Genomic DNA, 26,606 nt, shown 5'->3' with positions numbered 1-26,606 from the left:
TTCCTGCATGTGGCCGAGACGAACACTGGCACGATCGCGCTGTACGAGCGCCTCGATTTCGAGCAGGAGGCCCTACCCGGCGGTCCCGCAGGGTGGGTCGTACGGCAGTTGGGGAACATACCGCTTCCACTGCTGCCGGCTCAGGGCGCCGGAACTCCCTTCGCAGATACGGCTGATGGCGGACTCGACGTTCAGATCCCAGAGCGTCGCCACTCCGTCGTCGGTGGTGGCGGCCAGGGTGTGACCGTCCGGGCTGAACGCCAGCACGGCGACGAATCCGGTCTCCACGGTCAGCGGCACGCCGATGGGGCTGGGGTGGTCGGGATCGGTGACGTCCCACAGGCTGATGGTGCCGTCGTCGGTGTCGCCGGCCGCCGCGAGGGTGTCACCGTCCGGGCTGAACGCCACCGACCACAGGCTGCCGCCGGGTACGGTCAGGTCACTGCCCCTGCGCGTAAGGTGGTGGGGGTCGGTGGCGTCCCACAGGGTGACGGTGCCGCGGCTGTTCCCGGTGGCGAGAGTACGGCCGTCCGGGCTGAACGCCACCCAGACGCTGGTGGCGGTCGGCTGGTCGATCTGCTCCCCGACGCGGACCCCGGCCTCCGTCGTACTCCACAGCCCCACCGTGCCGTTGCTGCCGTCGCCGCCGGCCGCCAGCACCGCGCCGTCGCGGCTGAACGCCAGGGACCGGACGGACGACGTGTCCGAGTTGGAGATGGTGAGCCGGGAGACGGGATCTGCGGGGTCGCTGACGTCCCACAGGACGATCTTGCCGTAGTCGTCGTCTCCCGCCGCCGCAAGTGTGCGGCCGTCGGGGCTGAACGCCACGGAGAGGACGAGTCCGTCCGCACCGGTGAGGGGCTCACCGAGGCGAACGGGACGGCCGGGGTCGGCGGTGTTCCACAGCGTGACGGTGCCGCCGCTGTCGCCTGCGGCCAGGGTGCGCCCGTCCGGGCTGAACGCCACCGCGTTGACCGGGTCCTTCGGGCCGGTGAGCGGCTCACCCCGGGGAACGGGATGGCCGGGGTCGGCGGTGTTCGACAGCGAGACGGTGTTGTTCTGGTTCCCGGCGGCCAGCGTGCGGCCGTCGGGGCTGAAGGCCACGGACGCCACATTGCCGCCGGCGCCGACGACCCGGGTCGGTGGCAGACTCCACAGATCGACGCCGCCGTCGGTGTTCCCGGCGGCAAGGGTCCGGCTGTCGGGGCTGAACACCACGGCGGTCACCGCGTCGCCGGGGCCGGTCAGCGGACGGCCCAGGGAGCCGATGGTCTTGGGGTGGGTGACGTTCCACAGATGGATCGCGCGGTCGGCGCTGCCCGCCGCCAGAGTGTGGCCGTCGGGGCTGAACGCCACCGACATCACGGGGTTCGCGGGGCCGGCCAGCGGTTCGCCCAGGGGTGTAGGCCGGCCGGTGTCGGCGCCCTTCCACAAATGGACCGTGCCGTTCTCGGTCCCGGCGGCCAGCGTGCGGCTGTCAGGACTGAAGGCCAGGGACTGGACGGAACTCCCAGCCTTCAGTGCCCGGCCTCGGGCCGGACGGGCCGGGTCGGCGGTGTTCCACAGGCGGACGGTGCCGGCGTCGTCGTCGCAGCCGGTGGCCAGTGTGTCCCCGTCTGGGCTGAACACGATGCGGTGGGAGAAGACGCCGGGACAGTCGAGGACCAGGGGCGCTTTCGCGCGTGGGACGTCGTCGGGGCGGGCGACGTCCCACAGGCTGACGAGTCCGGCGTACCACACGGCGGCCAAGGTACGGCCGTCGGGGCTGAAGGCCAGCGATTCGATGGTGGATGCGGCGTCGAATCCCTGGACGGTGGGGCTCCGCAGCCGCCCGAGCAGCACCGGCCGGCTGGGGCTGGTCAGGCTCCACAGCTCGGCGAATCCACCGGAAGCACCCTCGTTGTTGTCGATGGTGTGGCCGCCGACGGCCAGGACCCGGCCGTCCGGGCTGAAGGCGAGCGACTGGATCGAGTTGACGGAGTCGTCCACGGGCACGGGCCGGCCCAGCTCCACCGGGCGGCTGGGATCGGAGACGTCCCAGAGCCGCACGAGGTTCTCCTGGAGGTGGCCGGCCGCCAGCGTGTGCCCGTCGGGGCTGTAGGCCACGGTGGACACCGGGTCGCGCGGGCCGGGAAGCCGGGTGGCCAGCGACGTGTTCTCGGTCGTGATGAGCCGGGACGCCGCCTCCGGAGTGGGGTCCATGCGGTAGGAGGTCAGGGCGAGTTGGGCGGACAGTGAGGGATCGGTCGACGCCAGTTGCACGGAGGCGGACGTGACCGCGGCGTTGACGGCCCGGTCGCGGGCGCGCAGGGCCTCGGCGGCGGACTCCCGGGCGTGGTCCCCCTGCCGGAAGGCGACGACCGCGGCCGTCGAGGCGACCACGGCCAGGGCGGTGATGGTGGCGACCGCAGCACGCCGGAGCCGTTGCCCGCGCCGCTGGTGGTGTCTGGCGGCCGCCAGAAACGCCGTGGCGGCGCCGCTGAGTTCCGGCCTGTGCGTTTCGGCCCAGGTGAGGGCGGTCTCCAGGCGGTTGCCGCGGTACAGGGCGGCCGCTTCCCGGCCGGCCCGTTCCCAGAGCTCGGCCGCCTCCTCCAGATCCTGCCGTACGAGGTTCCCGTTGCGGTCGTGCTCGATCCAGTCCCGCAGTCGGGGCCAGGCGCGGATGAGCACCTCGTGCGTCATCACCACCGTGTCCTGGTCCCGGGTCAGCAGTCGGCCACGGGTGAAGTCGTCCAGGACCCTGCGGGCCGCCTCTTGGTCCGGCGTGCAGCGCAGCAGCTCGTCGTGACCGACGCGCCGGCGGGTGTCGTCGGCGTCGCGTCCCACGATGACGAGCCTCAGGAAGACCAGCCGCGCGGCCTCGTGGTAGGGCTGTGGCAGGGCGTCGAAGAGGCGGTTCGCCGTGGTGGCGATGGCGCCCTGGATGCCGCCGGTGACACGGTATCCGTCCACCGTGAGCGTGTGGCCGTGGCGCTGCTGCCAGGTGGCCCGCAGCGCGTGGGCGAGCAGCGGCAGCCGGCCCGTGGTGCTCGCGCCGGCCGGCCCTCCGACCGCGCCCAGGTCCGCCAGCAGCACCTCGACCAGGCCGTCCTCGACGTCGAGCCCCACCTGGTGGGCCGGCCGACGGATCGCGTCCTTGAGTTCGTCCTCCGTCATCGGCTCCAGCAGGACCGGCCCGGCCCGGAGAGCGGCCCGGAGCTGCGGATGGGCCGCGCACGCGGCATAGAAGTCCGCGCGTACTCCCAGCACCACGAGCGCTCCGGTCGCGGGGCGGGCCAGACGGTCGAGCACGTCGATGAACCACTCCCGTTCGGTCTCGTCGCCGCAGGCCGTGAAGATCTCCTCGAACTGGTCGACCACGACGACCAGGCCCCCGGCGGGAGGCTCCCCTGCGGACGCCGGGTCGGCGACCCGGGTGGTGTCGCGCAGCTCGGCGAGGCACCGTTCCGGGTCTTCCCGCCACCGCGGTACCGCACGCTCGGTGGCTTCGGCGTCGAGCCCGGCGGCGGCGGCCAGTGCCAGCGCCGGGGATGCCGTCGGGGTCAGCAGCAGCCGCGGCCAGGTGCTCGATCCCGCCACGGGGAGCCGGCCGTCGTCCAGGGCCGGCAGCACCCCGGCCGCGAGCAGGGACGACTTCCCGGCCCCCGAGGGGCCGATGAGTACCAGCGGGCCGCCCTCGCTCATGCGGGCGTCCATCCGCTCGCAGACGAGATGGACCATGCGCTCACGACCGTGGAACCACTGCTTGTGCCGTGCGTCGAAGGGCGCCAGTCCCGGGTACGGGCACAGCATGCGGTCGGCGCCCGGGCCCGGCAGGGTCCTGCGTCCCTCGTCGCCGACCCGCACGTGGATGTCGCGGCCGGCCTGGAAGACGCTGCCGCCCCCGGTCGCGCTCGCCTCCTGCCATTTCGGCTGCCAGAGGGGCGGCCCGTCCGGGGCCGGAGCACCGGTGTTGCGTTCCGTCACGCCTGTCCGCCCCGGGTGACGGTCATGTCCCGGCCGGCCAGGAACGCGTCGCCGCCGGAGACGTGTGCCTCCAGCGTCATCGAGCCCTTGATCTGCTGTGCCGAGGCTGCCGGGGCTGAGGAAGCTCCCGCTTCCTCCCCCCACAGCGCGCGCAGCTCGTCGACCGCGTCCGGCCGCGCGGCCATCAGCCGAATCATGCGGGCCTGCCACTCGGCGACCAGGAGTCTTTGGAGTTCTTCGCCGTCGTTCGTCTGCTGTGCTTGCAACAACTCCCCGCGTGTATCGTCGAGTTCTTCTTCCAGGCGCTCCGGTTGTGCGGACCGCCACAGCGACAGAACCGAGGCCTTGGCCGCGGCCCAGCCGTCCGTCGCCAGCAAGTCGATCAGTCGCGCCGCGGCCACCGACGCCAGGCCGGCGAGTTCCACACTCGTCTCCATGTCTCCTCCTTGTGCCTTACCGTCCGTGGACCGCGATCGCGGTCAACGTCAGGTGAGAGGCGACGAACACGCGGTCGCCACCCACCGTCCACAGGAATCCCACGTCCGGTTGCCCGGGGTCGCTGTATCTCCAACGGGCCCTGCCGGTGGCCGCGTCGATGGCCCACAGCGTCTTCGCGCTGTCGGTGGCGAAGACCGTGTCGGCCGAGCACTGCGCGTTCTTGCCGGAGCCCCTGAGGCCGGCGTTGAACAGGTTGGAGATGCCCATGGCACCGGCTCCGTCCAGCGTGGCGACCCACTGGAGCGTGCCGTCGGCGGTGGCCAGAGAGGCCAGGTCGCTGCCGACCGGTACGTAGACGTTCGCGCCGTCGGGGCTGGAGAACGGGTCGCCGATGCGGACCTGGTCCCCGTTCTTCGCCTGGAAGCTCTGACGCCACTTCTCGTCGCCCGTGGCCGCGTCGACGGCGAACAACGTGTCGCCCCTGCCGCCCGCGAACAGGAACAGCCCGGCGGCGTGGCACGTCAAGGGCCAGCCGGTGGTGAAGTAGAACGCGGCGTTCGGGACGGACACGTGCCAGCCACGGGCGCCCTTCCTGCCCGCGTCGATCATCTGGATACGGCCGGGCTTGCCGCCCGGAACGGCGGAGGTGGTCAGCAGGTGGGAACCGGAGGGCGGGACGAGCACGTTGTTGATGTCCGTGCCCCTGACCTGCCACAGCCTCTTGCCGGTCTCGGCGTTGAACGCACGGATGTAGCCGGTGGTCGGATCCTCGGCCGAGAACTCCCCGTCCACCACGAGCACGTGTCCGCACACGTAGACCGTGTTCCCCGCGACTGCCACGTAGTTGTCCGTATACATCTCCAGGTGCTCGCCGCCGCGTTCGCCGTCGGCCGTCTCGGTCGCCCACTTCGCCTTCCCGCTGGTGGCGTCGAACGCCGCCAGCAGGCCCGACCGGCTGGGGGTGTCGCAGAGCAGGTAGAACACTCCGTCCGCGTACGCCGTCGGGTACGTCTGGCTGGACGTGCCAAGTTCGTTGACCGTGTTCAGCTGGGGGAACACGGATTTTCCGTTCGCGGCGTCCAGGAAGGACGTGGCCGTGTTCGTGACCACCATGACCATGTCGTCGGAGGCTTCCAGACAGGTGGGGGCGTGCTTCCCGGCGCCCGACCACGCCTTCGTGGCGGCGGGTCCGGCCAGGACGATCCGCTCCGGTCCGTCCGACGAGGACGGCGACGCGGAGGAGCTCGCCCGACCGCCCGACGGAGAGCCGGACCGCGCAGTGGATCCCGGCCCGCCGGCCCGGCCCCCGGGTCCCGGTGACGCGTCGCGGGTGAGGGCGAGTGCCGCCGCGGTTCCCCCGAGTAAGGCCGCGCCCCCGGCCAGACCGGTGATCAGCTTCCTGCGGCTGATCCCCGTACCGGCGGGGATCACCTCCGCGGGAGGTGGCGGACCCTGGACGCCGCCCCCGGAGGTCACCGGTCCCACCGCCGCGGCCGCGGCGGCCATGTCGGCGGTCACCGCCGGCGGCAGCCAACTGCCCTCCGGGACGGGCAGGTCCTGTCGCCTCAGGTAGTCGACGAGTTGCTCCGCGGTGGGGCGGTCCGACGATTCCGGGTACAAGCAGCCGCCGATCACGTCGCGCAGCGACACGGGGAGGGTGCCCGCGTCCGGCTCGTCGCCGGCTGCGAACAGTACGGCGGCCCCGAGCTCGAACATGTCGTCCGTCGGTGAGGGGGCCGGCCTGCCGGTTGCTCCCACGAACCCCAGGGCGGTGATGCGGAGCCCGTCCATGGTCAGCAGCACCGAGTCCGGGCTCACCTCACCATGGACCGTTCCAGCTGCGTGGAGTGCGGCCAGCGCCCGGGCCAAGCCGTCGGCGAGCACCCGCAGGGCGGGTTCGGCGAGCGGCCCGTGCCGGTCCACCGCCTGCCGGAGCGTGAGTCCCGCGATGAACTCGGTCGCGAGCCAGGGAACCGACGCGTCGGGGTCTGCGTCCACGACCGGGATGAGGAATGCACCGGACAGCGTCCGAGCCTCCGCGACGGTCGCTCGGAACCGGTCCCGGAACCCCGGCTGTGCCGCGAGTCCGGGCTCCACGACCGTGACCGTGACGAGTAACCCCTCGTCCGTCCGTGCCGCGAAGACTTCGCTATCGCCGACCTTGCTGCGTTTGCCGAGCAGCGTGTACGGACCGATTCGACGGGCACCGTCTGCTCCGGGATGATTCATGGTCAGTCCCTCACGCCAGCCTGATCGTCTGATCACGGGCCGCCTGATAGGCGCTGCCGCCGCCGGACACATGGGCCGTCATGGTCATTGACGGCTCCGGATCGGCCGCCGACGCCGTGCGGTCCCCGGGTTCGGCAACGGGCCCCGTGGCGATATCAGGCAGGAGAGCGGTCACGGCGTCCCCGAGGTGCTGCAGCGCCTCCGGCAGATGGGTCTCCGGAACGCGGATGAACTGCAGGCGTGCCAGCTCCGCGATCTCGGTCGGCAGCGCCGAAGCGTCGGGCAGCATCGTCGCGTCGCCCAGGAGGACCGGGACGACGCGGTTTCCGGCCCGAAGCGCTGTCGCGATCTCCATCCGGACCCAGTCGTGGGCCCGGTCCAGGAGCCGGACGCCGTCCTCGTCCCGCGCGTCGGTCCACCCTGGCCCGATCAGCACGCACATGAGCTCGCACTGAGCGGCCTGCCGCCGCAGGATCTCGGCGAAGTCGGCCCCGGGCGGGATCGACTGGCCCGACTTGAAGATCTCGTGGGCGCCCAAGCGGTCGGACAGCGCACGGTGGACACGGTCTCGCATCCACCGGGAGTCCGGTTTACGAAAGCTGAGGAAGACGCGCGGCACAAGTGCCCCCTTTCTGGCAAGTCTTGACGTCAGGGATGCTCACCCTAGGGGCGGAGTACGCGCCCGGTAGTTATTCGCAAAAGATTGAATAGCGGTCGCGGAGCTCCGTACGCTGACGGTCATGGATGCGGCGGACAGCGGCGCGGGCACGGCCTTGACGGAGGGATCGACCGGAGCACGTCTGCCGCCGGGCGACTTCGGCGTCGTACTGGCCACGCTCCGGGCGCGCAGAGGGTGGAGCGTGCGTGAGCTCTCCCGGCGTGCGAACGTGTCCGAGGGGCAGATCTGCAATCTGGAGAGCGGGTTGCGCAACCCGACGTCCACGGTGGCAGCGGCGTTCGACGCGGCCTTCGGCGCCGAGGGGGAACTCGTCGCCCTGTCCGGGGCCGGTCGTCGGCGCGCCGCGTGGGCCGGGAGCGTCGTCGAAGCCGGCCCGATGGTCGCCGGGTACGAGCGGGTCCTCGGGGAGCTGAAGGACATCGGCAGGTCCACCGGACCCGGGTTCGTCACCTCTTCGATGAAAACCATCACGCGGATCCTGACGGACGCCGCTCCGCGCGCCGTCGGCGAGCAACGTGCCGAAATCTGGCTGCTCGCCTCGAGGTTCGCCGAGTACACGGGGTGGATGGCGCAGGAGGCGGGCAATCCCGCGGAGGCGTTGCGCTGGACGAACCTCGCCGTTCGCTGGGGCGCCCATGGCGGGGACGAAACGATGGCCGCGTACGCCTTGGTCCGCAAAGCGTTCATCGCCCAGCACCGCGGTGACACCTGCGCGGCGATCCGATTCGCCGACCAGGCGGCCGGGCATCCGGCGGCCAACTCGGTGATCCGCGCGCACGCCGCACGACGCGCGGCCCAGGGGCACGCGAGCCGTGGCGATGCTTCGGCCTGTTGGGACGCGTTGCAGCGGTTCAAGAGCCACGCTGCCGAAGTCACCGGCGACCGGGCCCCTCACTGGGGCCCGCGCATCGAGAACGGCGGCCATCGGCTCCTGGAGGCGTCCTGCATGCTCAGCCTCCGTCATTTCGAGCGGGCCGCCGACCTCTTCGCCGCCGAGCACCGGTCGGCCGTTCCGGCGGACAGCAACTCCCAGGCACGCTTCGCGGTCCGGCAGGCGACATCCCTGGCCGGCGCCAGCCACCTCGACGAGGCCTGTCAGATCATTGAGACCACGCTGCCCGTGCTCAAGCGCATCGATTCGGCCACCGCCCGGGCGGAGCTGAGCCGCTTCGTGGCACAGGCCCGGACCCGGAAAGCCGACCCGGGCCAACTCTCCCTCATCAACACGTCGGCCGCCCTCGCGACCGGCTGACAGCCGGCGACGGCGCCTGCCGGAGTCGGGCTTTGCTCGACGCGTGGTGCGTCACCGTGGAACGCGCGATCCTGACGAACGAAACACGTCCGACCTCACACCCCAGCGTCTTTGCGTGAAGCGATCTTGTCCCGGGTTCATCCGATGAGGCCGAGGGCGGCCAGGGGTCGCAGGCGGTCGCGGGCTGCCTGACGCGGGACGGTGGCGATGTTGGTGTGGACGTCCCGGGGCGGCGGTCGCGCACGCAACCAAGCTTGACGTTTATCCGGCTCTGCTGCTTGTGCGGTGTGGTTGGCCCTGTTTCCCGACGGTGCGTTCGCGTGCACGGTGCTTGTTCTTCATGCCGATTGGCCGGCCCGGGCCTGCTGTGCTGGGTTTCGGTGCACCGGCTGGTGGGGGGCCTTGCCGTGGAGTCAGCGAAATCCTCGGCGGACCCTTGCAGGGGTGAGGCGTCCTTGGCGTGCGGTCCGCCCCCAGGGTCTGCGCAGGTCCTCGGCAAGGGGCCAGGCCAAGCGGAGCCGGGTGTGGGCGGCGATGACCAGCCAGGTCCAGCGGTCGGCGGCGGCCGGCTCGCGGAGTTGGGGAGTCGTCCGGCCCAGCGTCTGCTTGAACATCCTGGAGGTGTGTTCCAGGTCGAGTCTGCACAGGAAGGACTGCCGGCTGCCCGGACGACGAGGGCGTCCAGAGCTCACGGGGACTTGCCTGATCGCGCAGTCCGAACGGCACCGAAACCAGGAAGAACACCAGCGGTAGGATAGGTAGCATGAGTGAAGCCACCCGCAAGTACTCCATCACCATGCCGCAGGACATCGCCGAGGCCGCCCGCGACCGCAGCGGACCCTCCGGCCTCTCCGCCTACGTCGCCGCAGCGGTCGCCCGTCAGGTCGAGCGCGACAATCTCAACGAGCTCATCGCCGTCGCGGAGGCGGAACACAGCCCCATCACCGACGAGGAGATCCAGGCCCTGCGCGACGAGCTCCACCGGGCCCGGCAGCAGCAGGGCTCGGGCCGGGCGGACGCCGCGTGACCCGCACCTCCCCCGCGGTCCCGGGCGGCACCCTCGTCCTGGACAGCGAAGGACTGGCGAAGGCCGTCCTGCGCGACCGCACAGTCACCGCCTGGCTCGCCCTCGCCCGCGCCGATGATCTCCGGGTCATCACCTCCGCAGCCACCCTGGTCGAGGTCATCCACCCCCGGATCAACCGTCCCGCCCTGGAGTGGACCCTCTCCCGGCTGGTCGTGGAACCGGTCACCGACCCGCTCGCCCGGCACGCCGCCACGCTCCTCGCCGACGCCGCGCTTCATGGCCACAAATACGCCATCGACGCCATACTCGCCGCGACCGCACTCTCCGCCCCCGGCCCCACCACCGTGCTCACCTCCGACCCGGAGGACCTCACCCCCCTCTGCGGGACGCAGGTCACCGTGATCAAGATCTGACGGGAACCGCTCCACTTGCCTCCTGGAACGCGGCCATCGCGAATCCAATAGCGCAACTGGCACGGAAGCGACCAGTTACCGATCGAGGGTGACGCCGGCTGCGGCAAGCCAGCAGCGGAGGAGCGAATACAAACCCTGGACCGATCACCGACTGGTGCTCGATTCGGTCGCTGACCTCACATCGAATGTGGCGAGGGCCCGGACCTACCTGGCGATCTGCAACCGTCCGGCAGCCCTCAGCTGACGCGCCGGAGGTCGCGCCGCCTGGACCGGTTGGCCGGGCGACGAGCGACGAGCGACGAGCGACGAGCGACGAGCGACGGATAACGACTTTCCGTGTGATCACGAGCTGACTCAATCCCTTCCCGGCGCTCGCCGACGTCTTCGCGGTGCAGGGTTCTTCGCCTTGAGCTCGACAGTTGACCGAGCAAACGTCATGACTCTCCGCCAGAACCAGCGTCGGATGAGTGTCAAGACGTCTCTCAACCGCCTCCGCGAAACAGTGGCGAAGTACCTCCCACCCGCGGCCCGCTACGCGAAACCGCAGGTGAGGCACATGACGTTCACCTACGACACGCTCCACGCCCTGCACTTCGGAAAACAGGTCGAGCACACCCGACCGCACCGGAGCAGCCTAGGAAAGCCGCAGGTCAGCTCCCCTTTGCTACAGGCTCCAGAATCGCCACGCACTCCACGTGGTGCGTCATCGGGAACAGGTCGAACGCCCGCAGGGTCCGCACCCGGTACCCCCCGTCCCGGAAGTACGCCAGGTCGCGTGCCAGTGCGGCCGGGTCGCAGGCCACGTAGGCGATCTTCCGTGCGCCCAGGGCGGAGAGGTGCTGGACCGTCTTGCGTCCGGCGCCCGCCCGCGGCGGGTCGAGGACGATGAGGTCGACCTCGCTGATGCCCGTGCGCGGGAGCACGCTCTCCACCTTGCCCTGCTCGATCCGCACGCGGTCGAAGTCGGCGAGGTTGTGCCGGGCGTCCTCGACGGCGCGCTTGCCGGACTCGATGCCGAGGACCGCGCCCTTGTCGCCGATGCGGTCGGCGAGGGCGCCCGCGAAGAGGCCGACGCCGCAGTACAGGTCGAGCGCCATGTCGCCCTTGCGCGGCAGCAGACCCTGCATGACCGCCTTGACGAGGGTGTCGGCGGCCTGCGGGTGGACCTGCCAGAAGCCGCCGCTGCCGACGCGATGGGTCCGGCCGTCGGCGCGCTCGCGCACGAACGCGCGGCCGTGGACGCGGTGGATGCCGCCGTCGTGCTCGTCGACGCGCATGACGGAGACGGGCCTGTCGAGCTCGACGAGGGGGAGGCGGGCGCCGGGCCGGGGTTCGAGGATCACCATGCGGTCCTGGGAGCCGGTCGCGGCGATGGCTTCGACGGACGCCATCCCGGACCAGTCGCGGCTCTCGATGCCCAGCTCGCTGACGCCGGGCGCCGCGATCATGCAGTGCTCGACGGGCTCGACCTCGTGGGAGCGGTGGCGCCGCAGTCCGGCGTTGCCGTCGGCGTCGACCGCGTACTGCACGCGCGTGCGCCACTGCGGCACCTGGCCGGCGGGCAGCTTGTCGCCCTCGGCCGGCATCACGGTGCCGTCCCAGCCTGCCTCCTCGGGCGTGAGGCCGGCGAGCCGCTTCAGCTGCTCGGCGATCACCTCGCCCTTGAGGCGGCGCTGGGCGCCCGGCTTGGCGTGCTGCCAGTCGCAGCCGCCGCAGCGGCCGGGGCCGGCGTACGGGCAGGGCGCCTCGACGCGGTCCTTGGACGCCTCCAGCACCCGCACCGCGTCCGCACGCAGGAACCGGGCCCCCTCCTCGCCGTCGGTCACCCGGGCCACGACCCGCTCGCCGGGGAGCGTGTGCCGGACGAACAGCACCTGTCCCCCGTCGGTACGGGCGATGCAGTGGCCGCCGTGCGCGACGGGGCCGACCTCGACCTCGTACTCCTCGCCGACCAGTGACCTCGCCTGCGGGTCCACCGGGGCGTCCGCCTGCGACTTCTTCGTTTCTGCCTGCATGGCGGGGTGACTCCACTACGTCGAACGAGGTACGGCCGGACAACAGCCCACCAGTCTACGTGGCTGTCGTCCGGCCGCTCACCATGAGCAGGTCAGGCCTGCGGACCCGCGGAGCTTTCGCCCGGCTTCTCCCGGGAGCCGGCGGAACCCGTGCCCGACGCCTCCTTCGCACGTCCCACCTGGACCGGACCGCGCCGCACGGAACCGGGGGCGTTCCACTCCTGCCGCCTGCGGGCCCGCTTCTTGGCCACCTCGGAGGACTGGAGCTGGTAGGGCACCGAGGTCACCATCACGCCGGGCGTGAACAGCAGCCGGCCCTTGAGCCGGAGCGCGCTCTGGTTGTGCAGCAGGTGCTCGTACCAGTGACCGACCACGTACTCGGGGATGATCACCGACACGGCGTCCCGCGGAGACTCCCGGCGCAGGCTCTTGACGTACTCGATGACCGGCCGCGTGATCTCGCGGTAGGGCGAGTCGAGGACCTTCAGCGGCACGTCGATGCCGCGCCGTTCCCACTCCGCGCGCAGCGCCTTCGTCTCGGCCGGGTCGACGTTGACGGTGAGCGCCTCCAGGGTGTCGGAGCGCATCAGCTTGGCGTAGGCCAGGGCGCGCAGCGCCGGCCGGTGGATCTTGGAGATCAGCAGCACCGAGTGCACGCGCGAGGGGCGGACGCTGTCGTCGCTGGGTCCCTCGGGTGCGGCGAGTTCGTCGGACACGCGGTCGTAGTGGCGGCGGATCGCGGTCATCGTGCCGTAGAAGATCACCATGCCGAGCAGGGCGACCCAGGCGCCGTGCGAGAACTTCGTGACGAGGACGACCACCAGGACGAGGCCGGTGAAGAACGCGCCGAAGGCGTTGATCGCCCGGGAGCGGACCATGTGGCGGCGCTTGGCCGGGTCCGTCTCGGTGGCCAGGTGGCGGTTCCAGTGCCGGACCATGCCGGTCTGGCTGAGCGTGAAGGACACGAACACACCGACGATGTACAGCTGGATCAGCCGCGTGGAGTCGGCGCCGTACAGGATGATCAGGAAGGTCGCCGCGCTCGCGAGGAGCACGATGCCGTTGGAGAACGCCAGGCGGTCGCCGCGCGTGTGCAGCTGGCGGGGCAGGTAGCGGTCCTGGGCGAGGATCGAGCCGAGCACCGGGAAGCCGTTGTAGGCGGTGTTGGCCGCGAGGAAGAGCACCAGCGCGGTCGCCGCGGCGAGCACGAGGAAGAGGAAGCTGCCCTTGCCGAAGACGGCCTCGGCGACCTGGGTGATCACCGGGTTCTGGACGTAGTCGGCTCCGACCGCGACGCCGTTGTTCAGCAGGTCGGCGGCCGGGTGCTCGGCCATGCGGACGTCGGTGACCAGGGCCAGCACGATGATCCCGCAGAACATGGTGACGGCCAGCAGGCCCATCGCGGCGAGGGTGGTCGCCGCGTTCCTCGACTTGGGCTTGCGGAAGGCGGGCACGCCGTTGGAGATCGCCTCCACGCCGGTGAGCGCCGCGCACCCGGAGGAGAACGCCCGCAGCATGAGGAAGAACAGGGCGAAGCCGGCCAGGCCCTGGTGCTCGGGCTTGATCGTGTAGTCGGCGGTGGGCGCGCGCATGGTGTCGTCCAGGACCAGTCCCCGGAAGGCGCCCCACGCGATCATGATGAAGACGCCCGCGACGAACACGTACGTCGGAATGGCGAAGAGCTTGCCGGACTCCTTGACGCCGCGCAGGTTCATCAGTGTCAGCAGCACGACGACGGCGACCGCGCAGGCCACCTTGTGCTCGACGACGAACGGGATCGCGGAGCCGAGGTTCTCGATGCCCGAGGCGATGGACACGGCGACGGTCAGGACGTAGTCGACGAGCAGGGCGCTCGCGACGGTCAGACCGGCCTTGGGGCCGAGGTTGGTGTTGGCCACCTCGTAGTCGCCGCCGCCGCTCGGGTAGGCGTGGACGTTCTGCCGGTAGGAGGCGACCACCGTGAACATCAGCACGACGACCGCGACGGCGATCCACGGGCTGAAGTGGTACGCCGACACGCCCGCGATGGACAGGACCAGCAGGACCTCCCCGGGCGCGTAGGCCACGGAGGACAGCGGGTCGGAAGCGAAGACGGGCAGCGCGATGCGCTTCGGCAGGAGCGTTTCTCCGAGCCGATCACTGCGCAGTGCGCGCCCGATCAGGATCCGTTTGGGCACGTCGGTCAGTTTGGACACAACTGAGCATCGTAGGCCTTCGAACAGGGGACCGCCCACCCTCCCCCGGGGGCACCCGGGTGATACCTCGTCCCGGTCACCTCACGGACACCCTCCGTCTGCCTCACGGGTGAAATCGGCCACGGCGCGGCTGCGGATTCCGCGGCCGCGCCGACCCCCATGCCTATATGACAATTCCCTTTCCCTGTCGCCCTCTGGAGGTTCCATGCACACGACCGCGGAGCTGATCGGCGCCGTCGGCACCCTCGTCGGCCTCGGAATCCTCACCCTGCTCAGCCTCTGGAGCATCAGCCGTCGCTGACGCCGGGAACCGTGCACGGGGGTGCCCTCCGCGGACCGCACGTGTGTAGCTTGGTCGGCGGTCTGAGACCCTGTTACAGCCAAGTCGGCAACACTTGACCTCGGAAGGACGGTCGTGCACATCGTCATCATGGGCTGCGGCAGAGTGGGTTCCGCTCTCGCCCAGACCCTGGAGCAGCAGGGGCACACGGTCGCCGTGATCGACCAGGACCCCACCGCCTTCCGACGTCTTGGCTCCTCGTTCGGCGGCCGCCGGGTCACCGGGGTCGGCTTCGACCAGGACACCCTGCGCGAAGCGGGCATCGAGGAGGCCGGGGCCTTCGCCGCCGTGTCCAGCGGCGACAACTCCAACATCATCGCCGCCCGCGTGGCCCGCGAGATGTTCGGCATCGAGAACGTCGCCGCCCGCATCTACGACCCCCGCCGCGCCGAGGTCTACCAGCGCCTGGGCATCCCGACGGTGGCCACGGTCCGCTGGACGGCCGACCAGATGCTGCGACGGCTGCTTCCCTCGGGTTCCGAGCCGCTGTGGCGCGACCCCACCGGCGGCGTCCAGCTGGCCGAGGTGCACGCCTCCGCCGCCTGGGTCGGACACAAGATCAGCAAGCTTCAGGAGGAGACGGGCGTGCGCGTGGCGTTCCTCACCCGCCTCGGCGAAGCGATCCTGCCCACCTCGCAGACGGTTCTGCAGGAGGGCGATCTGGTGCACGTGATGATGCGCGCCGACGACGTGGAGAAGGTCGAAGCCGCGTTCGCCGAGGGCCCGAAGGAGGACGGTCACTGATGAGGGTCGCCATTGCCGGAGCCGGCGCAGTCGGCCGCTCGATCGCGGCCGAGCTGCTGGAGAACGGCCACGAGGTCCTGCTGGTCGACAAGGCGCCGACCGCCATCTCGGTCGAGCGCGTGCCGCAGGCGGAGTGGCTGCTGGCCGACGCCTGCGAGATCACCTCCCTCGACGAGGCGGCCCTCCAGCGCTGCAACGTCGTGATCGCCGCGACGGGCGACGACAAGGTCAACCTGGTCGTCTCCCTGCTCGCGAAGACGGAGTACGGCGTCCCGCGCGTCGTCGCCCGCGTGAACAACCCGAAGAACGAGTGGCTCTTCAACGAGTCCTGGGGGGTGGACGTCGCCGTCTCCACCCCGCGCCTGATGTCCGCCCTGGTGGAGGAGGCGGTCAGCGTCGGCGACCTGGTCCGCCTGCTCCGCTTCAGCCACGGCGACGCCAACCTGGTCGAACTGACCCTTCCCGAGGAGTCGGCCCTGGCCGGCACCCAGGTCGGCGACGTGGAGTGGCCCGAGGACACCTCCCTGGTCACGATCATCCGCGGCACCCGTGTCCTCACCCCGTCCCGCGAGGACTCCCTGGAAGCGGGCGACGAACTCCTGTTCGTCGCGGCCCAGGCACGGGAGGAACAGCTCGAAGACCTGCTGTCGGTCCGCCGCGAGGACGTCAACGGCTGACCTCCTCCCGGCCCGGGCCGGGAGGAGGCGGTACCGCTCCCACGGGCCCGCCCGAGCGCAGGGGGCGGGACGGGGTCCGGGGGCACCAGCCCCCGGAAAGGGGACGGGAAGGGGCTGCGGGGCCGAGGAGGTCCCCGCCGGAACTACCCGTCCCGCCGGTGCCGGGGACCGGCCTCCGCCGACTCGTGCGCCGTACCGGCCGCCCTCGCCCCGGCCGCCTTCTCCTCCGCCGCCTTCTCCTCCGCCTCCATCTCGGCGAAGACATCGATCGGCGCGGGCGCCTTCGCCAGGAAGACCCACGTCAGCCAGACGGCCAGCAGGAACGGCGGGATCTTCAGCGCGATCAGCACCCAGCCCAGCTGCGTGGTGTCGGCCCACCAGTACAGCGGGAAGAGAATCGCGCACTTGGCGAGAAGAATCAGCCCCCAGGCGTAACTGGCCTTCGCGTACGCCTTCTTGCGGCCGGGATTGCGGGTGCGCCAGGAGAGGTTCTCCTTGAACACCGGTCCGAGGATCAGCCCGAGCAGCGGCATCCCGCACAGGGTCGAGACGATGTACGCCAGCGACAGCCCCAGCGTGTAGAGCATGCCGGGCAGGTAGAAGTCCTTCGCGTTGCCCGTCATCATCGCGAACACGACACCGAAGGCGACGCCGAAGACACCGCTGAAGGCGTGCTTCACGGTGTCCTTCATGGCCAGGCGGACCACGACCAGGACCAACGAGACCGCCAGCGCGGCGATCGCCGACATGTGCAGGTCTTTGTTGATCGTGTAGATCGTGACGAACAGCAGGCCGGGCACCACCGTCTCGACCATGCCCCGCACCCCGCCGAACGCCTCGAACAGCGCGGCCTCCGTCACCGCCCGGGCGTCGTCCTGCTGAGTGTCTTCGGTCGGCTTGTCGAGCGACGTCACCGGCTACTCCCTACCAAGGGGTCTCAGTTCGTACTTGGGGTTGAACAGCACCCGGCGGCCCCGGCTCATCGAGATCCGGCCCGATGCTATGAGCCTGCGCCCCGGCTCTATGCCCACGATGGAGCGTCTGCCCAGCCACACCACGTCCAGCGCGGCGGAACCGTCGAACAGCTCGGCCTCCAGGGCCGGGACTCCGGCCCGCGGTCGCAGGGTGACCGTGCGCAAGGTACCAGTAACCGTGACTATCTGGCGGTCCTGGCAGTCTCCGATCCGCGTGCAGCCGGCGGTCTCGGCGTCCTCCCGCAACTCCTCGGACTCCAGGTCCTCCTGCGAGGAGGAGAGCCGATCGATCATGCGCCGGAACCGGCCCACCGGCTTCTCGGAACGAGGAACAGCACTCATATCTTGAAGGGTACCGGGAGGCACCACCGGGCCCGTACCCGCGTTCCGGCGCCCGCCTTCGCCCCCGCACCCCGCCCCGCCCCCGTCCCGTCCCGGACCCGCCGCGGCTCACTTCTCGAACCGGTATCCCATCCCCGGTTCCGTGATGAAGTGCCGGGGGTGCGACGGATCGGCCTCCAGCTTCCTGCGCAGTTGCGCCATGTAGACCCGCAGGTAGTTCGTCTCCGTCCCGTACGAGGGGCCCCACACCTCCTGGAGCAGCTGCTTCTGGCCGACCAGGCGGCCGGTGTTGCGCACCAGCACCTCCAGCAGATGCCACTCCGTGGGCGTGAGCCGTACGTCCCTGCCGTCCCGGTGGACCTTCTTGGCCCCCAGGTCGACCGTGAACCCGTCGGTCTCGACCAGGACCTCCGACTCCGCGGCGCCCGCGGGCTCGGCACGGCGGACGGCGGCCCGCAGCCGAGCCAGCAGCTCGTCCATGCCGAAGGGCTTGGTGACGTAGTCGTCGGCGCCCGCGTCGAGCGCCTCGACCTTCTCGTCCGAGGAGTGCCGGGCGGACAGCACGAGGATCGGCACCCGGGTCCAGCCGCGCAGGCCCCTGATCACCTCGACGCCGTCCATGTCGGGCAGCCCCAGGTCGAGCACGATCACGTCCGGGTGACGGGCGGCGGCGAGCCGGAGCGCGGTGGCCCCGTCGTGAGCCGCGTCGACCTCGTACTCGCGGGCCTTGAGGTTGATCACGAGGGCGCGCACGATCTGGGGTTCGTCATCGATCACGAGCACCCTCGTGGGGCTCTGGGCGGTGACCCCGGTCGAGCTCATGACGTCTGCCTCTCGGTGGGTGCGGGGCGGCCCGGGGAGGGGCCGACGGTGGGGAGTGCGGGGTTCGCGGACCGCTCGGGCCCGGCCCTGTTCCGGTCCTCGGCCGCCCGCACGGTGAGCACCATGGTCAGTCCCCCGCCTGGTGTGTCCTCGGCGTGGAGTGTCCCGCCCATCGCCTCGGCGAAGCCGCGCGCGACCGCGAGGCCCAGGCCCACCCCTGCTCCGCGCGGAGCGTCACCGTACCGCTGGAAGGGCTCGAAGATCCGCTCCTTGGCCTCGTCCGGAACACCCGGCCCACGGTCCACGACCCGCACCTCGACCCGGTCGGCGAGCGCGCTGGCGGCGACCAGCACGGGGGCCCCGTCCGCGCTGTACTTCACCGCGTTCTCGACAAGGTTGGCGACCGACCGCTCCAGCAGCCCGGCGTCCACGGCGACCATCGGCAGCGTCTCCGGGACGTCCAGCGCCACGCTGTCCTCCGGAACGCCGCCGAGCGCCATCGGCACCACTTCGTCCAGGTCGGTCTCCCGGATGATCGGCGTGACCGTGCCGGTCTGGAGGCGGGACATGTCCAGGAGGTTGCCGACCAGGTGGTCGAGCCGGTCGGCACCGTCCTCGATGCCCTCGAGCAGTTCCGCCCGGTCCTCCTCGGACCAGTCCACGTCCTCGGATCTGAGGCTGGACACCGACGCCTTGATCCCGGCCAGCGGGGTGCGCAGGTCATGGCTGACGGCGGCCAGCAGCGCCGTACGGATCCGGTTGCCCTCGGCGAGCGTGCGGGCCCGGTCGGCCTCCTCCTGGAGGCGCCGCCGGTCCAGTACGACGACCGCCTGCGCGGCGAAGGCGGCCAGCACCCGCCGGTCCTCCGCGGGCAGCAGCCGACCGGTGAGCGCCAGCGCCAGACGGTCCCCGACGGGCACGTCCACATCGGCGTCCTCGGGCCGCCCCACGGGCCGCCCCGTACCGGCCCGGCCCGCGCAGGTCCAGGGCGCCGTGTCGTCCCCGCGCTCCAGCAGGGCCGCCGACTCCATGCCGAAGGTCTCCCGGACCCGTTCGAGCAGCGCCTCCAGACTCGTCTCGCCCCGCAGCACGTTGCCCGCCAGATAGGAGAGGATCTCCGACTCCGCCCGCAGCCGGGCCGCCTGGTGGGTGCGCCGGGCGGCCAGGTCGACCACCGAGGCCACGGACACCGCGACCCCGACGAAGATCACTATGGCGACGATGTTCTTCGGGTCGGCGATGGTCCAGCGGTGCAGGGGCGGTGTGTAGAAGTAGTTCAGCAGCAGGGATCCCAGGGCCGCCGAGGCCAGGGCCGGCAGCAGGCCGCCGAGCAGCGCCGCCGCCACCGTCACCGTCAGGAACAGCAGCATGTCGTTGGCGAGGCCGAGGTGGACCGCGCTGAGCAGCACCGTCGTCAGCGGCGGACCGGCGAGCCCGACCGCCCAGCCCCAGCCGACCCGGGCCCGCCCGAGCCGGGCGCCCCGGGCCACCGGCAGTCCTCGCCCCTTGGCCGCCTCCTCGTGGGTGACGATGTGCACGTCGAGGTCCGGTCCCGACTCGCGGGCGACGGTGGCACCGACGCCTGGTCCGAACACGTACTGCCAGGCCTTGCGGCGGGAGGAGCCCAGGACGACCTGGGTGGCGTTGGCACCCCGGGCGAAGTCGAGCAGCGCGGCCGGGACGTCGTCGCCGACGACGTGGTGGAAGGTGCCGCCGAGGTCCTCCACGAGCGTGCGCTGGACCGCCAACTCCTTGGGCGAGGCGGAGGTCAGGCCGTCGCCGCCGGCGATGTAGACGGCCAGCACCTCTCCGCCGGCGCCCTTCTCCGCGAGCCGGGCCGCGCGCCGGATCAGCGTCCGCCCCTCCGGGCCGCCGGTCAGCCCGACCACGATCCGCTCCCGCGAACCCCAGATCGCCGACACCCGGTGCTCGCTGCGGTACTGCTTCAGGTACTCGTCGACCCGGTCGGCGACCCACAACAGGGCCAACTCGCGCAGGGCGGTGAGATTACCCGGCCGGAAGTAGTTCGACAGGGCCGCGTCGACCTTGTCCGGTGAGTAGACGTTGCCGTGCGCCATGCGACGGCGGAGGGCCTGCGGCGACATGTCGACCAGCTCGATCTGGTCGGCGCGGCGCACGAACTCGTCCGGGACCGTCTCCTGCTGCCGCACCCCCGTGATCGACTCCACGACGTCGCCGAGGGACTCCAGGTGCTGGATGTTGACCGTGGAGATCACGTCGACGCCCGCGGCCAGCAGTTCCTCCACGTCCTGCCAGCGCTTGGCGTTGCGCGAACCCGGGACGTTGGTGTGGGCCAGCTCGTCCACCAGGGCGACCCGGGGGCCGCGGGCGAGCACCGCGTCCACGTCCATCTCGGTGAAGGCGCCGCCCCGGTACTCCAGCCGCCGCCGGGTGACCTCCTCCAGGCCGTGCAGCATCACCTCGGTGCGCGGCCTGCCGTGGTGCTCGACGAAAGCCACCACGCAGTCCGTGCCCCGCTCCACACGTCGATGGGCCTCGGACAGCATCGCGTAGGTCTTGCCCACGCCGGGTGCCGCGCCCAGGTAGATCCGAAGCTTCCCGCGTGCCATGGCCTCATTGTCTTCCGCTGTCTCCTGCGTGCGCAGCGTCGACCTTACGGCCAGCGAAACGGACGAAGGGGGCGAGGAGGAGCGCGCGGGATCGCTTTGACGCAACCCTGACGCGGTGGACTCTCCGCAGGTCGACCCGGCCACACGCCCTCCCTCTCGCTCCCTCGTCGTTCCCCCCTCACCGCTACATCGGACGAGACCCCCCGATCGGTTCACGGCCGACGGCCCCGGTCTCCGCACCGGCCGTGGGCGCCCTCCCACGGCCGGCATGGGCGCCGAGCTGCCGGTACGGACCGATGCGCCGTCGAAGGTGCGCGCACACGGAACAGGGCCGCACCCCGGGAAGGATGCGGCCCTGTTCGATACGGCCGGTGACGCGGTGCGTCTGCTAGCGGACTTCGGTGATCTCCGGCCCCCGCTGCAACTGGCCCATGCCGCCGGAGAAGCGGGACCCCGCGTCCTCCTGCTGGACGCTCTCCGGAACCATCTGGGCGTCGTTGGGCAGCTTCAGGACGATCGGGTCGCGGGGCGCCATCGGGCCCTCGCCGCGGACCACGACCGTGTCCCGGAAGATCTGCTCCAGCAGACCGGCGGCCTGCGGCTGCACCGCGCCCTGACCGGAGATCACACCGCGCAGGAACCAGCGGGGACCGTCCACGCCGACGAACCGCACGACGTGGAAACCGCTCGTGCCGTCCGGCAGCTGCACCGGCACCTGCGCCCGCAGCTCCCAGCCCAGCGGGCCCTCGACCTCGTCGATGATGCCGCCCTGCTGGGTGATGCCGGAGGCGATCTCCTCGCGCACCTCGCCCCAGATGCCCTCGCGCTTGGGAGCGGCGAAGGCCTGGAGCTGGATGGCGCTGTCACGCAGGACGACGGTCGCCGCGACGATCGCGTCGCCCGCGACCTCCACCCGCAGCTCCATGCCGTCGACTCCGGGCACGAAGAGGCCGCCCAGGTCCACACGACCCTCGGCGGGCTCGCGCACCTCCGAGCTGTCCCAGGGACCGTCGGGCCTCGGCTCCGGCTCCAGCCTCACGCGCTCGCGCCCGCCCTCCGCCTCGTCCGCCTCAGTGTCGACACTGTCGACGACCTGCTCGGCCTCGCCGGCCGCGTCCTCGGCGGCACCCTTCTTCTTGCGACGTCCGAACACGTCACTGTCCTTCCCGGTCGGATACGACCGAAGCGTATCGATTCCCACCCGTCGCGCCGCCCGCGGCGGCTTGACCGTCCGTGCCGCTTCCGCCGTCCACGGCGGCGTGGCCGCCGGTGGACCCGAAGCCCCCCTCGGCCCGCGCCGAGTCGGGAAGTTCCGCGACCTCCTGGAAGCGGACCCTCTCGACCTGCTGGACAACCAGTTGGGCAATCCGGTCGAAGCGCTCGAACCGCACGGACTCGCGCGGGTCGAGATTCACCACGATCACCTTGATCTCCCCACGGTACCCGGCATCAACCGTCCCCGGGGCATTCACGAGAGCGACGCCGCATCGGGCGGCCAGCCCCGACCGGGGGTGCACGAAGGCCGCGTACCCCTCGGGCAGCGCGATGGACACCCCCGTGGGCAGTACGACCCGCTCCCCCGGCGCCAGTTCACGGCTCTCGGTGGTCCGCAGATCGGCCCCCGCGTCACCGGGGTGCGCGTACGCCGGAAGCGGTACGTCGGGATCGACGCGCCGGATCAGCACGGGCACCGGTTCACGGCTCACGGGTTCACCTCGAAGGCGCGGCCGCGCCGGACCTGGTCCGGGTCGCTCATGGCCGCGTCGATCTCCTCCCGGCGGCCGTGCTCGACGAAGTGCTTCACCTGGACCTCGACGAAGAGCGCGTCGGCACGGACGGCGACGGGCCCCTCGGGGCCGCCGATGCGACCGGTGGCCGTGGAGTAGATCTTCCGTCCGGCGACGGCCGTCACCTCGGCCTCCAGGTACAGCGTCGTACCGACGGGCACGGGCCGCGCGAAGTCGGTCTCCAGCCGTCCGGTCACGGCGATCGTCCGCAGCAGCCAGTTCAACGAACCGAGCGTCTCGTCGAGCGCGGTGGCCAGCACCCCGCCGTGCGCCAGACCCGGCGCCCCCTGATGAGCGGGCTGCACGGTGAACTCCGCGGTGACGGTCACTCCCTCACCGGCCCGCGCCTCCAGGTGCAGCCCGTGCGGCTGCCCGCCGCCGCACCCGAAACACTGTTCGTAGTGCGCGCCGAGAAGCTCGCCGGGTGCGGGCGCGTCGGGGTGCCGGACCGGTTTCACGGCGTCGGCCGGAGGCTCAAGAGCTGCGGAAGTACCACTCACAGCCGCAGACCTTACCCGCCCTCCCGTCACCCACCACCACCCTGCCGGACGGCGCTGCGCACCGACCCCGCCATCCCCCCGTCACCCACCACCACCCTGCCGGACGGCGCTGCGCACCGACCCCTCCATCCCCCCGTCACCCGCCGCCACCCTGGGCCGGGCCCGGTCCGGACACCGTGCCAAGCTTGTTTCATGCAGCTCTCCGCCACCCCGTACGACGAACGCCTCACCGCCCCCCGCTCCTGGTGGGCCGTCTCGTTCCTCGTGGGCGTCGCCCTCGCCCTGATCCTGCTGCCCTTCGGCACGCTGCCACTGCTCGGCGGCCTGGTCGGCGGCACCGCGGTCGCCGCGGTCGCCGCCAGTTCGTACGGCTCGCTCCGCATCCGCGTGGTGGGCGACTCCCTGATCGCGGGAGAGGCGAAGATCCCGGTCGCGGCGCTGGGCGAGGCGGAGGTGCTGGACGCGGAGGAAGCGCGGGCCTGGCGCACGTACAAGGCGGACACCCGGGCGTTCCTGCTGCTGCGCGCCTACATCCCCACCGCCCTGCGCGTGGAGGTCACCGACCCGGCCGACCCGACCCCCTACCTGTACCTGTCGACCCGTGACCCGCAGCGGCTGGCCGAGGCGCTGCGAGCGGCACGGCAGCCGGCGGCCTAGAAAGAGGCCCCGGACCCGGCGGAAGCGCGAGAACGCGGCGCGGGCAAAGGTTTCGCCTCCGTGGCGCAAAGACTTCGCTCAGCCGCCGGTTCCTCCGGGTCCGTCCCCGAGCGGGAGCGGGTTCTCCGGCTGTTCGAGAGGCGGCAGGTCGGGCAGCGCGTCCCACGGCACCTGCATCCGGCGCAGGTCGGCCCGGACCTTGACGGCGAGTTTCCTGGTGTCCCGGCGGTTCATGAGCGCGCCCACCGCGGCACCCACCAGGAAGGGCATGAGGTTCGGCAGGTTGCGGACCGTGCGCTTCATGATCTGCTGTCGCAGCTCGCGCTTCATGGGGCCGCCGAGCGCCGAGTTGAACGAGGCGGGTTTCAGTACGTCCACGCCGCGTTCCCCCGACCACGAGCGCAGATACGCGGTGCTGCGCTCCACGAGGTTCCCGGCGGGGCGGACCCCGTAGACCTCGTGCAGTTCGGCGATCAGCTTCAGCTCGATCGCCGCCACGCCGCTGATCTCCGCGGCGATCTCGGCCGGCATCGCCGGCGGTACGGGCAGCATGGCCGCCGCACCGACGCCCGCGCCCACGGTGGACGAGGCCTTCGCCGCGCCCGCCACGAGCTTGTCGGCGATCTGCTCCGGCCCGAGTCCGGGGAACTGCCGGCGCAGCGTCCGAAGATCCCGTACGGGGATCCGCGGAGCCATGTCGATGATCCGGTCGGCGAGGTGGGCGATGCCCGCCCTGGCGCGGTCGCCGCCCCTGCGGGCGCCCTCCCTGGCCAGGTCCACCGCCTTGTGCCGGATCGCCGCGGCCCGCCGTCGGGCGACGGGCGCGACGCCGTGGACCGGCGCCGGGAGACCGTCCCGGTCGCCCGTCGCATCGAGCGAGGCCGATCCCGCAGGGGAAACTCCCTTGCCGGATGGGCCTCGCTCGTCGTCACGCACGCCGTGAGGGCCGTCGGACGGCCCCTTGTCCGCTCCCGACAGGGGGAAGCGGCGCTTCCGGGGAGGGGTCGAGCCAGTCACGGCCGACCCGCCCTCAGTCGCAGTCGCGGCAGATCGGCTGGCCGTTCTTCTCGCGGGCCAGCTGGCTGCGGTGGTGCACCAGGAAGCAGCTCATACAAGTGAACTCGTCCTGCTGCTTGGGCAGAACCCGGACAGCCAGCTCCTCGTTGGAGAGGTCTGCACCGGGCAGTTCGAGGCCTTCCGCGGCCTCGAACTCGTCGACGTCGACCGCGGAGGCGGACTTGTCGTTCCGCCGGGCCTTCAGTTCTTCAAGGCTGTCGGAGTCAACGTCGTCGTCGGTCTTGCGTGGGGTGTCGTAATCGGTTGCCATTTCGCCTCTCCCCCTCTGGGTATCTGCGGTGTCTCCAGCGCACGTAACGCGTGAGAGGCCGGACTTGTGCCCGCCTCGAGGCGGAGATTTTGCCTCACATCAAGGTCTGTTACTCAATCGACACCCAACCGGACTCCTCACGAGTGATCGGCTGGGATGGCGATCGGGACCGTACACGGTCCGAATGCCGCACGACAAAGGCGCCTCACCGTGTACTTCCCGTGATGAGGACCCCCGAAAACCCGGAGTTTCCGGGCTTTCCGACAGCATCCATGATCACGGAGAGTAGATGACCGGAAAATCGTCCTTGTGATCGATCACACACGGGAAAGCCCGATCCAGGCCTCAAAAATTCCGCGCAAAGCGAACAAGCCCATGTGTGTCGCGGCCGGTCTCACAGCGGCAGGCTGACTCGCATCACGAGTCCTCCTCCCTCGCGCGGCTGGGCCGCGATGTGGCCGCCGTGCGCCCGCGCCACGGAACGCGCGATCGACAGGCCGAGCCCGACACCCTTGTCACTGCCCGTCCGCTCCGTTCTCAGTCGTCGGAAGGGCTCGAAAAGATTGTCGATCTCGTAGGCGGGGACCACCGGGCCCGTGTTGGACACGACGAGCACCGCCTGGCCGTGCAGGACCTCGGTGGTCACCTCGACCCAGCCGTCCTCGGGGACGTTGTAGCGCACGGCGTTCTGCACCAGGTTAAGCGCGATCCGCTCCAGCAGTACGCCATTGCCCTGGACGACCGCGGAATCCCGCTTCCCGCGGATCCGTACGCCCTTCGTCTCCGCCTCGCCGTGCACCTGGTCGATGGCCTGCCCGGCGACCTCGGCGAGGTCGACCGGCTTGCGCTCGACGATCTGGTTGTCGCTGCGGGCGAGCAGCAGCAGGCCCTCCACGAGCTGCTCGCTGCGCTCGTTGGTGGCCAGCAGCGTCTTGCCGAGCTGCTGGAGTTCCACCGGCGCGTCCGGGTCGGAGAGGTGGACCTCGAGGAGCGTGCGGTTGATGGCCAGCGGCGTTCTCAGCTCGTGCGAGGCGTTGCCCACGAAGCGCTGCTGGGCGGTGAAGGCCCGCTGGAGCCGCTCCAGCATGTCGTCGAAGGTGTCGGCCAGCTCCTTCAGCTCGTCGTCCGGCCCGTCCAGCTCGATGCGGCGGGACAGGTCCGAGCCCGCCACGGAGCGCGCGGTGCGCAGGATCCGGCCGAGCGGGGCCAGCACCCGGCCGGCCATGGCGTAGCCGAACGCGAAGGCGATCACGGCGAGTCCGAGCAGGGCCAGCAGCGAGCGGCTGAGCAGGTCGTCCAGGGCGTGCTGACGCTGCTGGTTGACGCACTCGTTCATCGCGCGGTTGAGTTCGCTGGCGGTCGGCTCGTTGGGAAAGTTGCAGATGTCGCTGGCGACCTGCCCGATGAGGATCTTGAAGGGCAGCTCACTGCCCACGTTCAGCGCGTGCGCCGCCAGCAGGTAGATGATCGACAGCAGCAGGATGCCGGCGATCAGGAACATCCCGCCGTAGAGCAGCGTGAGCCGTATCCGGATGGTGGGGCGCAGCCAGGGGAAGGGGGCCTGCGGCCTCCTGGGGTCCCAGGTGGGCTTCGGGGGCGCCTGAGGAGGCGCCGGGCTCGTGGCCACGGGA

The 26,606-nt window shown here is 71.1% G+C and carries 22 protein-coding genes and 1 pseudogene; 6 read left to right on the top strand and 17 right to left on the bottom strand.

What is annotated here, in order from left to right:
• Positions 1 to 72: 72 nt before the first annotated feature.
• From ACF09K_RS24340 to ACF09K_RS24325, 4 genes are all read right to left on the bottom strand, one after another.
• Positions 73 to 3,966, bottom strand: a complete 3,894-nt coding sequence (locus ACF09K_RS24340) for a hypothetical protein (protein WP_392246642.1) — start codon at positions 3,964 to 3,966, stop codon at positions 73 to 75.
• Entirely contained in the window at positions 3,963 to 4,403 is a 441-nt protein-coding gene (locus ACF09K_RS24335) for a hypothetical protein (protein WP_360988110.1), read from the bottom strand. The genes ACF09K_RS24340 and ACF09K_RS24335 overlap by 4 nt, the downstream gene beginning before the upstream one ends.
• 16 nt (positions 4,404 to 4,419) lie before the next feature.
• Entirely contained in the window at positions 4,420 to 6,402 is a 1,983-nt protein-coding gene (locus ACF09K_RS24330) for a PQQ-binding-like beta-propeller repeat protein (RefSeq protein WP_392246640.1), read from the bottom strand.
• Between the two features lie 241 nt (positions 6,403 to 6,643).
• Complete coding sequence (locus ACF09K_RS24325) at positions 6,644 to 7,252, bottom strand: toll/interleukin-1 receptor domain-containing protein (protein ID WP_392246638.1); 609 nt, start codon at positions 7,250 to 7,252, stop codon at positions 6,644 to 6,646.
• A 121-nt stretch (positions 7,253 to 7,373) separates the two neighbouring features.
• Here ACF09K_RS24325 and ACF09K_RS24320 point away from each other — a divergent pair, with 121 nt between their 5' ends.
• Positions 7,374 to 8,564, top strand: coding sequence for a helix-turn-helix domain-containing protein (locus tag ACF09K_RS24320; RefSeq protein ID WP_392246637.1), 1,191 nt, complete (start codon positions 7,374 to 7,376; stop codon positions 8,562 to 8,564).
• A 261-nt stretch (positions 8,565 to 8,825) separates the two neighbouring features.
• Here ACF09K_RS24320 and ACF09K_RS24315 read toward each other — a convergent pair.
• Positions 8,826 to 9,220 (bottom strand): annotated as a pseudogene (locus ACF09K_RS24315) (transposase); the annotation flags it as partial.
• A gap of 107 nt (positions 9,221 to 9,327) precedes the next feature.
• Here ACF09K_RS24315 and ACF09K_RS24310 point away from each other — a divergent pair.
• Positions 9,328 to 9,591: a CopG family transcriptional regulator gene (locus tag ACF09K_RS24310; protein WP_360988118.1), complete on the top strand. Its 264-nt coding sequence runs from the start codon at positions 9,328 to 9,330 to the stop codon at positions 9,589 to 9,591.
• Positions 9,588 to 10,004 (top strand): type II toxin-antitoxin system VapC family toxin, encoded by a 417-nt coding sequence (locus ACF09K_RS24305; RefSeq protein ID WP_392246635.1) that lies wholly within the window; start codon positions 9,588 to 9,590, stop codon positions 10,002 to 10,004. Before ACF09K_RS24310 ends, ACF09K_RS24305 begins: the two co-directional genes overlap by 4 nt.
• Positions 10,005 to 10,654: 650 nt before the next feature.
• On the opposite strand, the gene ACF09K_RS24300 is transcribed toward ACF09K_RS24305, so the two are convergent.
• Positions 10,655 to 12,019: a class I SAM-dependent RNA methyltransferase gene (locus ACF09K_RS24300; RefSeq protein WP_392246634.1), complete on the bottom strand. Its 1,365-nt coding sequence runs from the start codon at positions 12,017 to 12,019 to the stop codon at positions 10,655 to 10,657.
• 92 nt (positions 12,020 to 12,111) lie between these two features.
• Complete coding sequence (locus tag ACF09K_RS24295; protein ID WP_392246631.1) at positions 12,112 to 14,214, bottom strand: APC family permease; 2,103 nt, start codon at positions 14,212 to 14,214, stop codon at positions 12,112 to 12,114.
• Positions 14,215 to 14,629: 415 nt separating this feature from the next.
• On the opposite strand from ACF09K_RS24295, the gene ACF09K_RS24290 reads away from it, so the two are divergent.
• Together ACF09K_RS24290 and ACF09K_RS24285 are read left to right on the top strand one after the other, a co-directional pair.
• Positions 14,630 to 15,298 carry a potassium channel family protein gene (locus ACF09K_RS24290; RefSeq protein ID WP_392246629.1) on the top strand — a complete coding sequence of 223 codons (669 nt, stop codon included), beginning with the start codon at positions 14,630 to 14,632 and terminating at the stop codon, positions 15,296 to 15,298.
• On the top strand, positions 15,298 to 15,975 hold the full coding sequence (locus tag ACF09K_RS24285) for a potassium channel family protein (protein WP_392246628.1): 678 nt from the start codon (positions 15,298 to 15,300) through the stop codon (positions 15,973 to 15,975). The genes ACF09K_RS24290 and ACF09K_RS24285 overlap by 1 nt, the downstream gene beginning before the upstream one ends.
• A gap of 143 nt (positions 15,976 to 16,118) precedes the next feature.
• Here ACF09K_RS24285 and ACF09K_RS24280 read toward each other — a convergent pair whose 3' ends face one another.
• From ACF09K_RS24280 to ACF09K_RS24250, 7 genes are all read right to left on the bottom strand, one after another.
• Entirely contained in the window at positions 16,119 to 16,889 is a 771-nt protein-coding gene (locus ACF09K_RS24280) for a DUF3159 domain-containing protein (protein WP_392246626.1), read from the bottom strand.
• A 3-nt stretch (positions 16,890 to 16,892) separates the two neighbouring features.
• Complete coding sequence (locus tag ACF09K_RS24275) at positions 16,893 to 17,291, bottom strand: OB-fold nucleic acid binding domain-containing protein (protein WP_392246624.1); 399 nt, start codon at positions 17,289 to 17,291, stop codon at positions 16,893 to 16,895.
• Between the two features lie 108 nt (positions 17,292 to 17,399).
• On the bottom strand, positions 17,400 to 18,113 hold the full coding sequence (locus ACF09K_RS24270) for a response regulator (RefSeq protein ID WP_392246622.1): 714 nt from the start codon (positions 18,111 to 18,113) through the stop codon (positions 17,400 to 17,402).
• Entirely contained in the window at positions 18,110 to 20,704 is a 2,595-nt protein-coding gene (locus ACF09K_RS24265; RefSeq protein ID WP_392246620.1) for an ATP-binding protein, read from the bottom strand. Before ACF09K_RS24265 ends, ACF09K_RS24270 begins: the two co-directional genes overlap by 4 nt.
• A gap of 388 nt (positions 20,705 to 21,092) precedes the next feature.
• Positions 21,093 to 21,857: a DUF3710 domain-containing protein gene (locus tag ACF09K_RS24260; RefSeq protein ID WP_392246618.1), complete on the bottom strand. Its 765-nt coding sequence runs from the start codon at positions 21,855 to 21,857 to the stop codon at positions 21,093 to 21,095.
• Position 21,858: 1 nt separating this feature from the next.
• Positions 21,859 to 22,410, bottom strand: coding sequence for a dUTP diphosphatase (dut, locus tag ACF09K_RS24255; RefSeq protein ID WP_392246616.1), 552 nt, complete (start codon positions 22,408 to 22,410; stop codon positions 21,859 to 21,861).
• Positions 22,407 to 22,991, bottom strand: coding sequence for a PaaI family thioesterase (locus ACF09K_RS24250; RefSeq protein WP_392246615.1), 585 nt, complete (start codon positions 22,989 to 22,991; stop codon positions 22,407 to 22,409). The genes dut and ACF09K_RS24250 overlap by 4 nt, the downstream gene beginning before the upstream one ends.
• Before the next feature lie 192 nt (positions 22,992 to 23,183).
• On the opposite strand from ACF09K_RS24250, the gene ACF09K_RS24245 reads away from it, so the two are divergent.
• Positions 23,184 to 23,648 carry a DUF3093 domain-containing protein gene (locus ACF09K_RS24245; RefSeq protein ID WP_392246613.1) on the top strand — a complete coding sequence of 155 codons (465 nt, stop codon included), beginning with the start codon at positions 23,184 to 23,186 and terminating at the stop codon, positions 23,646 to 23,648.
• Positions 23,649 to 23,726: 78 nt separating this feature from the next.
• On the opposite strand, the gene ACF09K_RS24240 is transcribed toward ACF09K_RS24245, so the two are convergent.
• The 3 genes from ACF09K_RS24240 to ACF09K_RS24230 all read right to left on the bottom strand — a co-directional run bounded on the left by ACF09K_RS24240 (position 23,727) and on the right by ACF09K_RS24230 (position 26,602).
• On the bottom strand, positions 23,727 to 24,665 hold the full coding sequence (locus tag ACF09K_RS24240) for a hypothetical protein (RefSeq protein WP_392246611.1): 939 nt from the start codon (positions 24,663 to 24,665) through the stop codon (positions 23,727 to 23,729).
• 13 nt (positions 24,666 to 24,678) lie between these two features.
• Positions 24,679 to 24,975 carry a DUF4193 domain-containing protein gene (locus ACF09K_RS24235; protein WP_003993510.1) on the bottom strand — a complete coding sequence of 99 codons (297 nt, stop codon included), beginning with the start codon at positions 24,973 to 24,975 and terminating at the stop codon, positions 24,679 to 24,681.
• A gap of 394 nt (positions 24,976 to 25,369) precedes the next feature.
• The gene (locus ACF09K_RS24230) at positions 25,370 to 26,602 is read right to left on the bottom strand and encodes a sensor histidine kinase (RefSeq protein WP_392246610.1); all 1,233 of its coding nucleotides are present in this window, start codon (positions 26,600 to 26,602) and stop codon (positions 25,370 to 25,372) included.
• Positions 26,603 to 26,606 lie beyond the last annotated feature (4 nt).

Source organism: Streptomyces sp. NPDC014882 (assembly GCF_043081325.1).
GTDB lineage: Bacteria > Actinomycetota > Actinomycetes > Streptomycetales > Streptomycetaceae > Streptomyces.
The sequence above is the reverse complement of the archived record's forward strand: the minus strand, read 5'-3'. Positions and strand labels throughout refer to the sequence as shown.

Excerpts from the sequence above, each read along its gene's own strand:
- ACF09K_RS24335 (WP_360988110.1), bottom strand. The coding sequence starts at position 4,403 with ATGGAGACGAGTGTGGAACTCGCCGGCCTGGCGTCGGTGGCCGCGGCG.
- ACF09K_RS24320 (WP_392246637.1), top strand. The coding sequence starts at position 7,374 with ATGGATGCGGCGGACAGCGGCGCGGGCACGGCCTTGACGGAGGGATCG.
- ACF09K_RS24310 (WP_360988118.1), top strand. The coding sequence starts at position 9,328 with ATGAGTGAAGCCACCCGCAAGTACTCCATCACCATGCCGCAGGACATC.
- ACF09K_RS24300 (WP_392246634.1), bottom strand. The coding sequence starts at position 12,019 with ATGCAGGCAGAAACGAAGAAGTCGCAGGCGGACGCCCCGGTGGACCCG.
- ACF09K_RS24285 (WP_392246628.1), top strand. The coding sequence starts at position 15,298 with ATGAGGGTCGCCATTGCCGGAGCCGGCGCAGTCGGCCGCTCGATCGCG.
- ACF09K_RS24275 (WP_392246624.1), bottom strand. The coding sequence starts at position 17,291 with ATGAGTGCTGTTCCTCGTTCCGAGAAGCCGGTGGGCCGGTTCCGGCGC.
- ACF09K_RS24270 (WP_392246622.1), bottom strand. The coding sequence starts at position 18,113 with ATGAGCTCGACCGGGGTCACCGCCCAGAGCCCCACGAGGGTGCTCGTG.
- ACF09K_RS24265 (WP_392246620.1), bottom strand. The coding sequence starts at position 20,704 with ATGGCACGCGGGAAGCTTCGGATCTACCTGGGCGCGGCACCCGGCGTG.
- ACF09K_RS24245 (WP_392246613.1), top strand. The coding sequence starts at position 23,184 with ATGCAGCTCTCCGCCACCCCGTACGACGAACGCCTCACCGCCCCCCGC.
- ACF09K_RS24235 (WP_003993510.1), bottom strand. The coding sequence starts at position 24,975 with ATGGCAACCGATTACGACACCCCACGCAAGACCGACGACGACGTTGAC.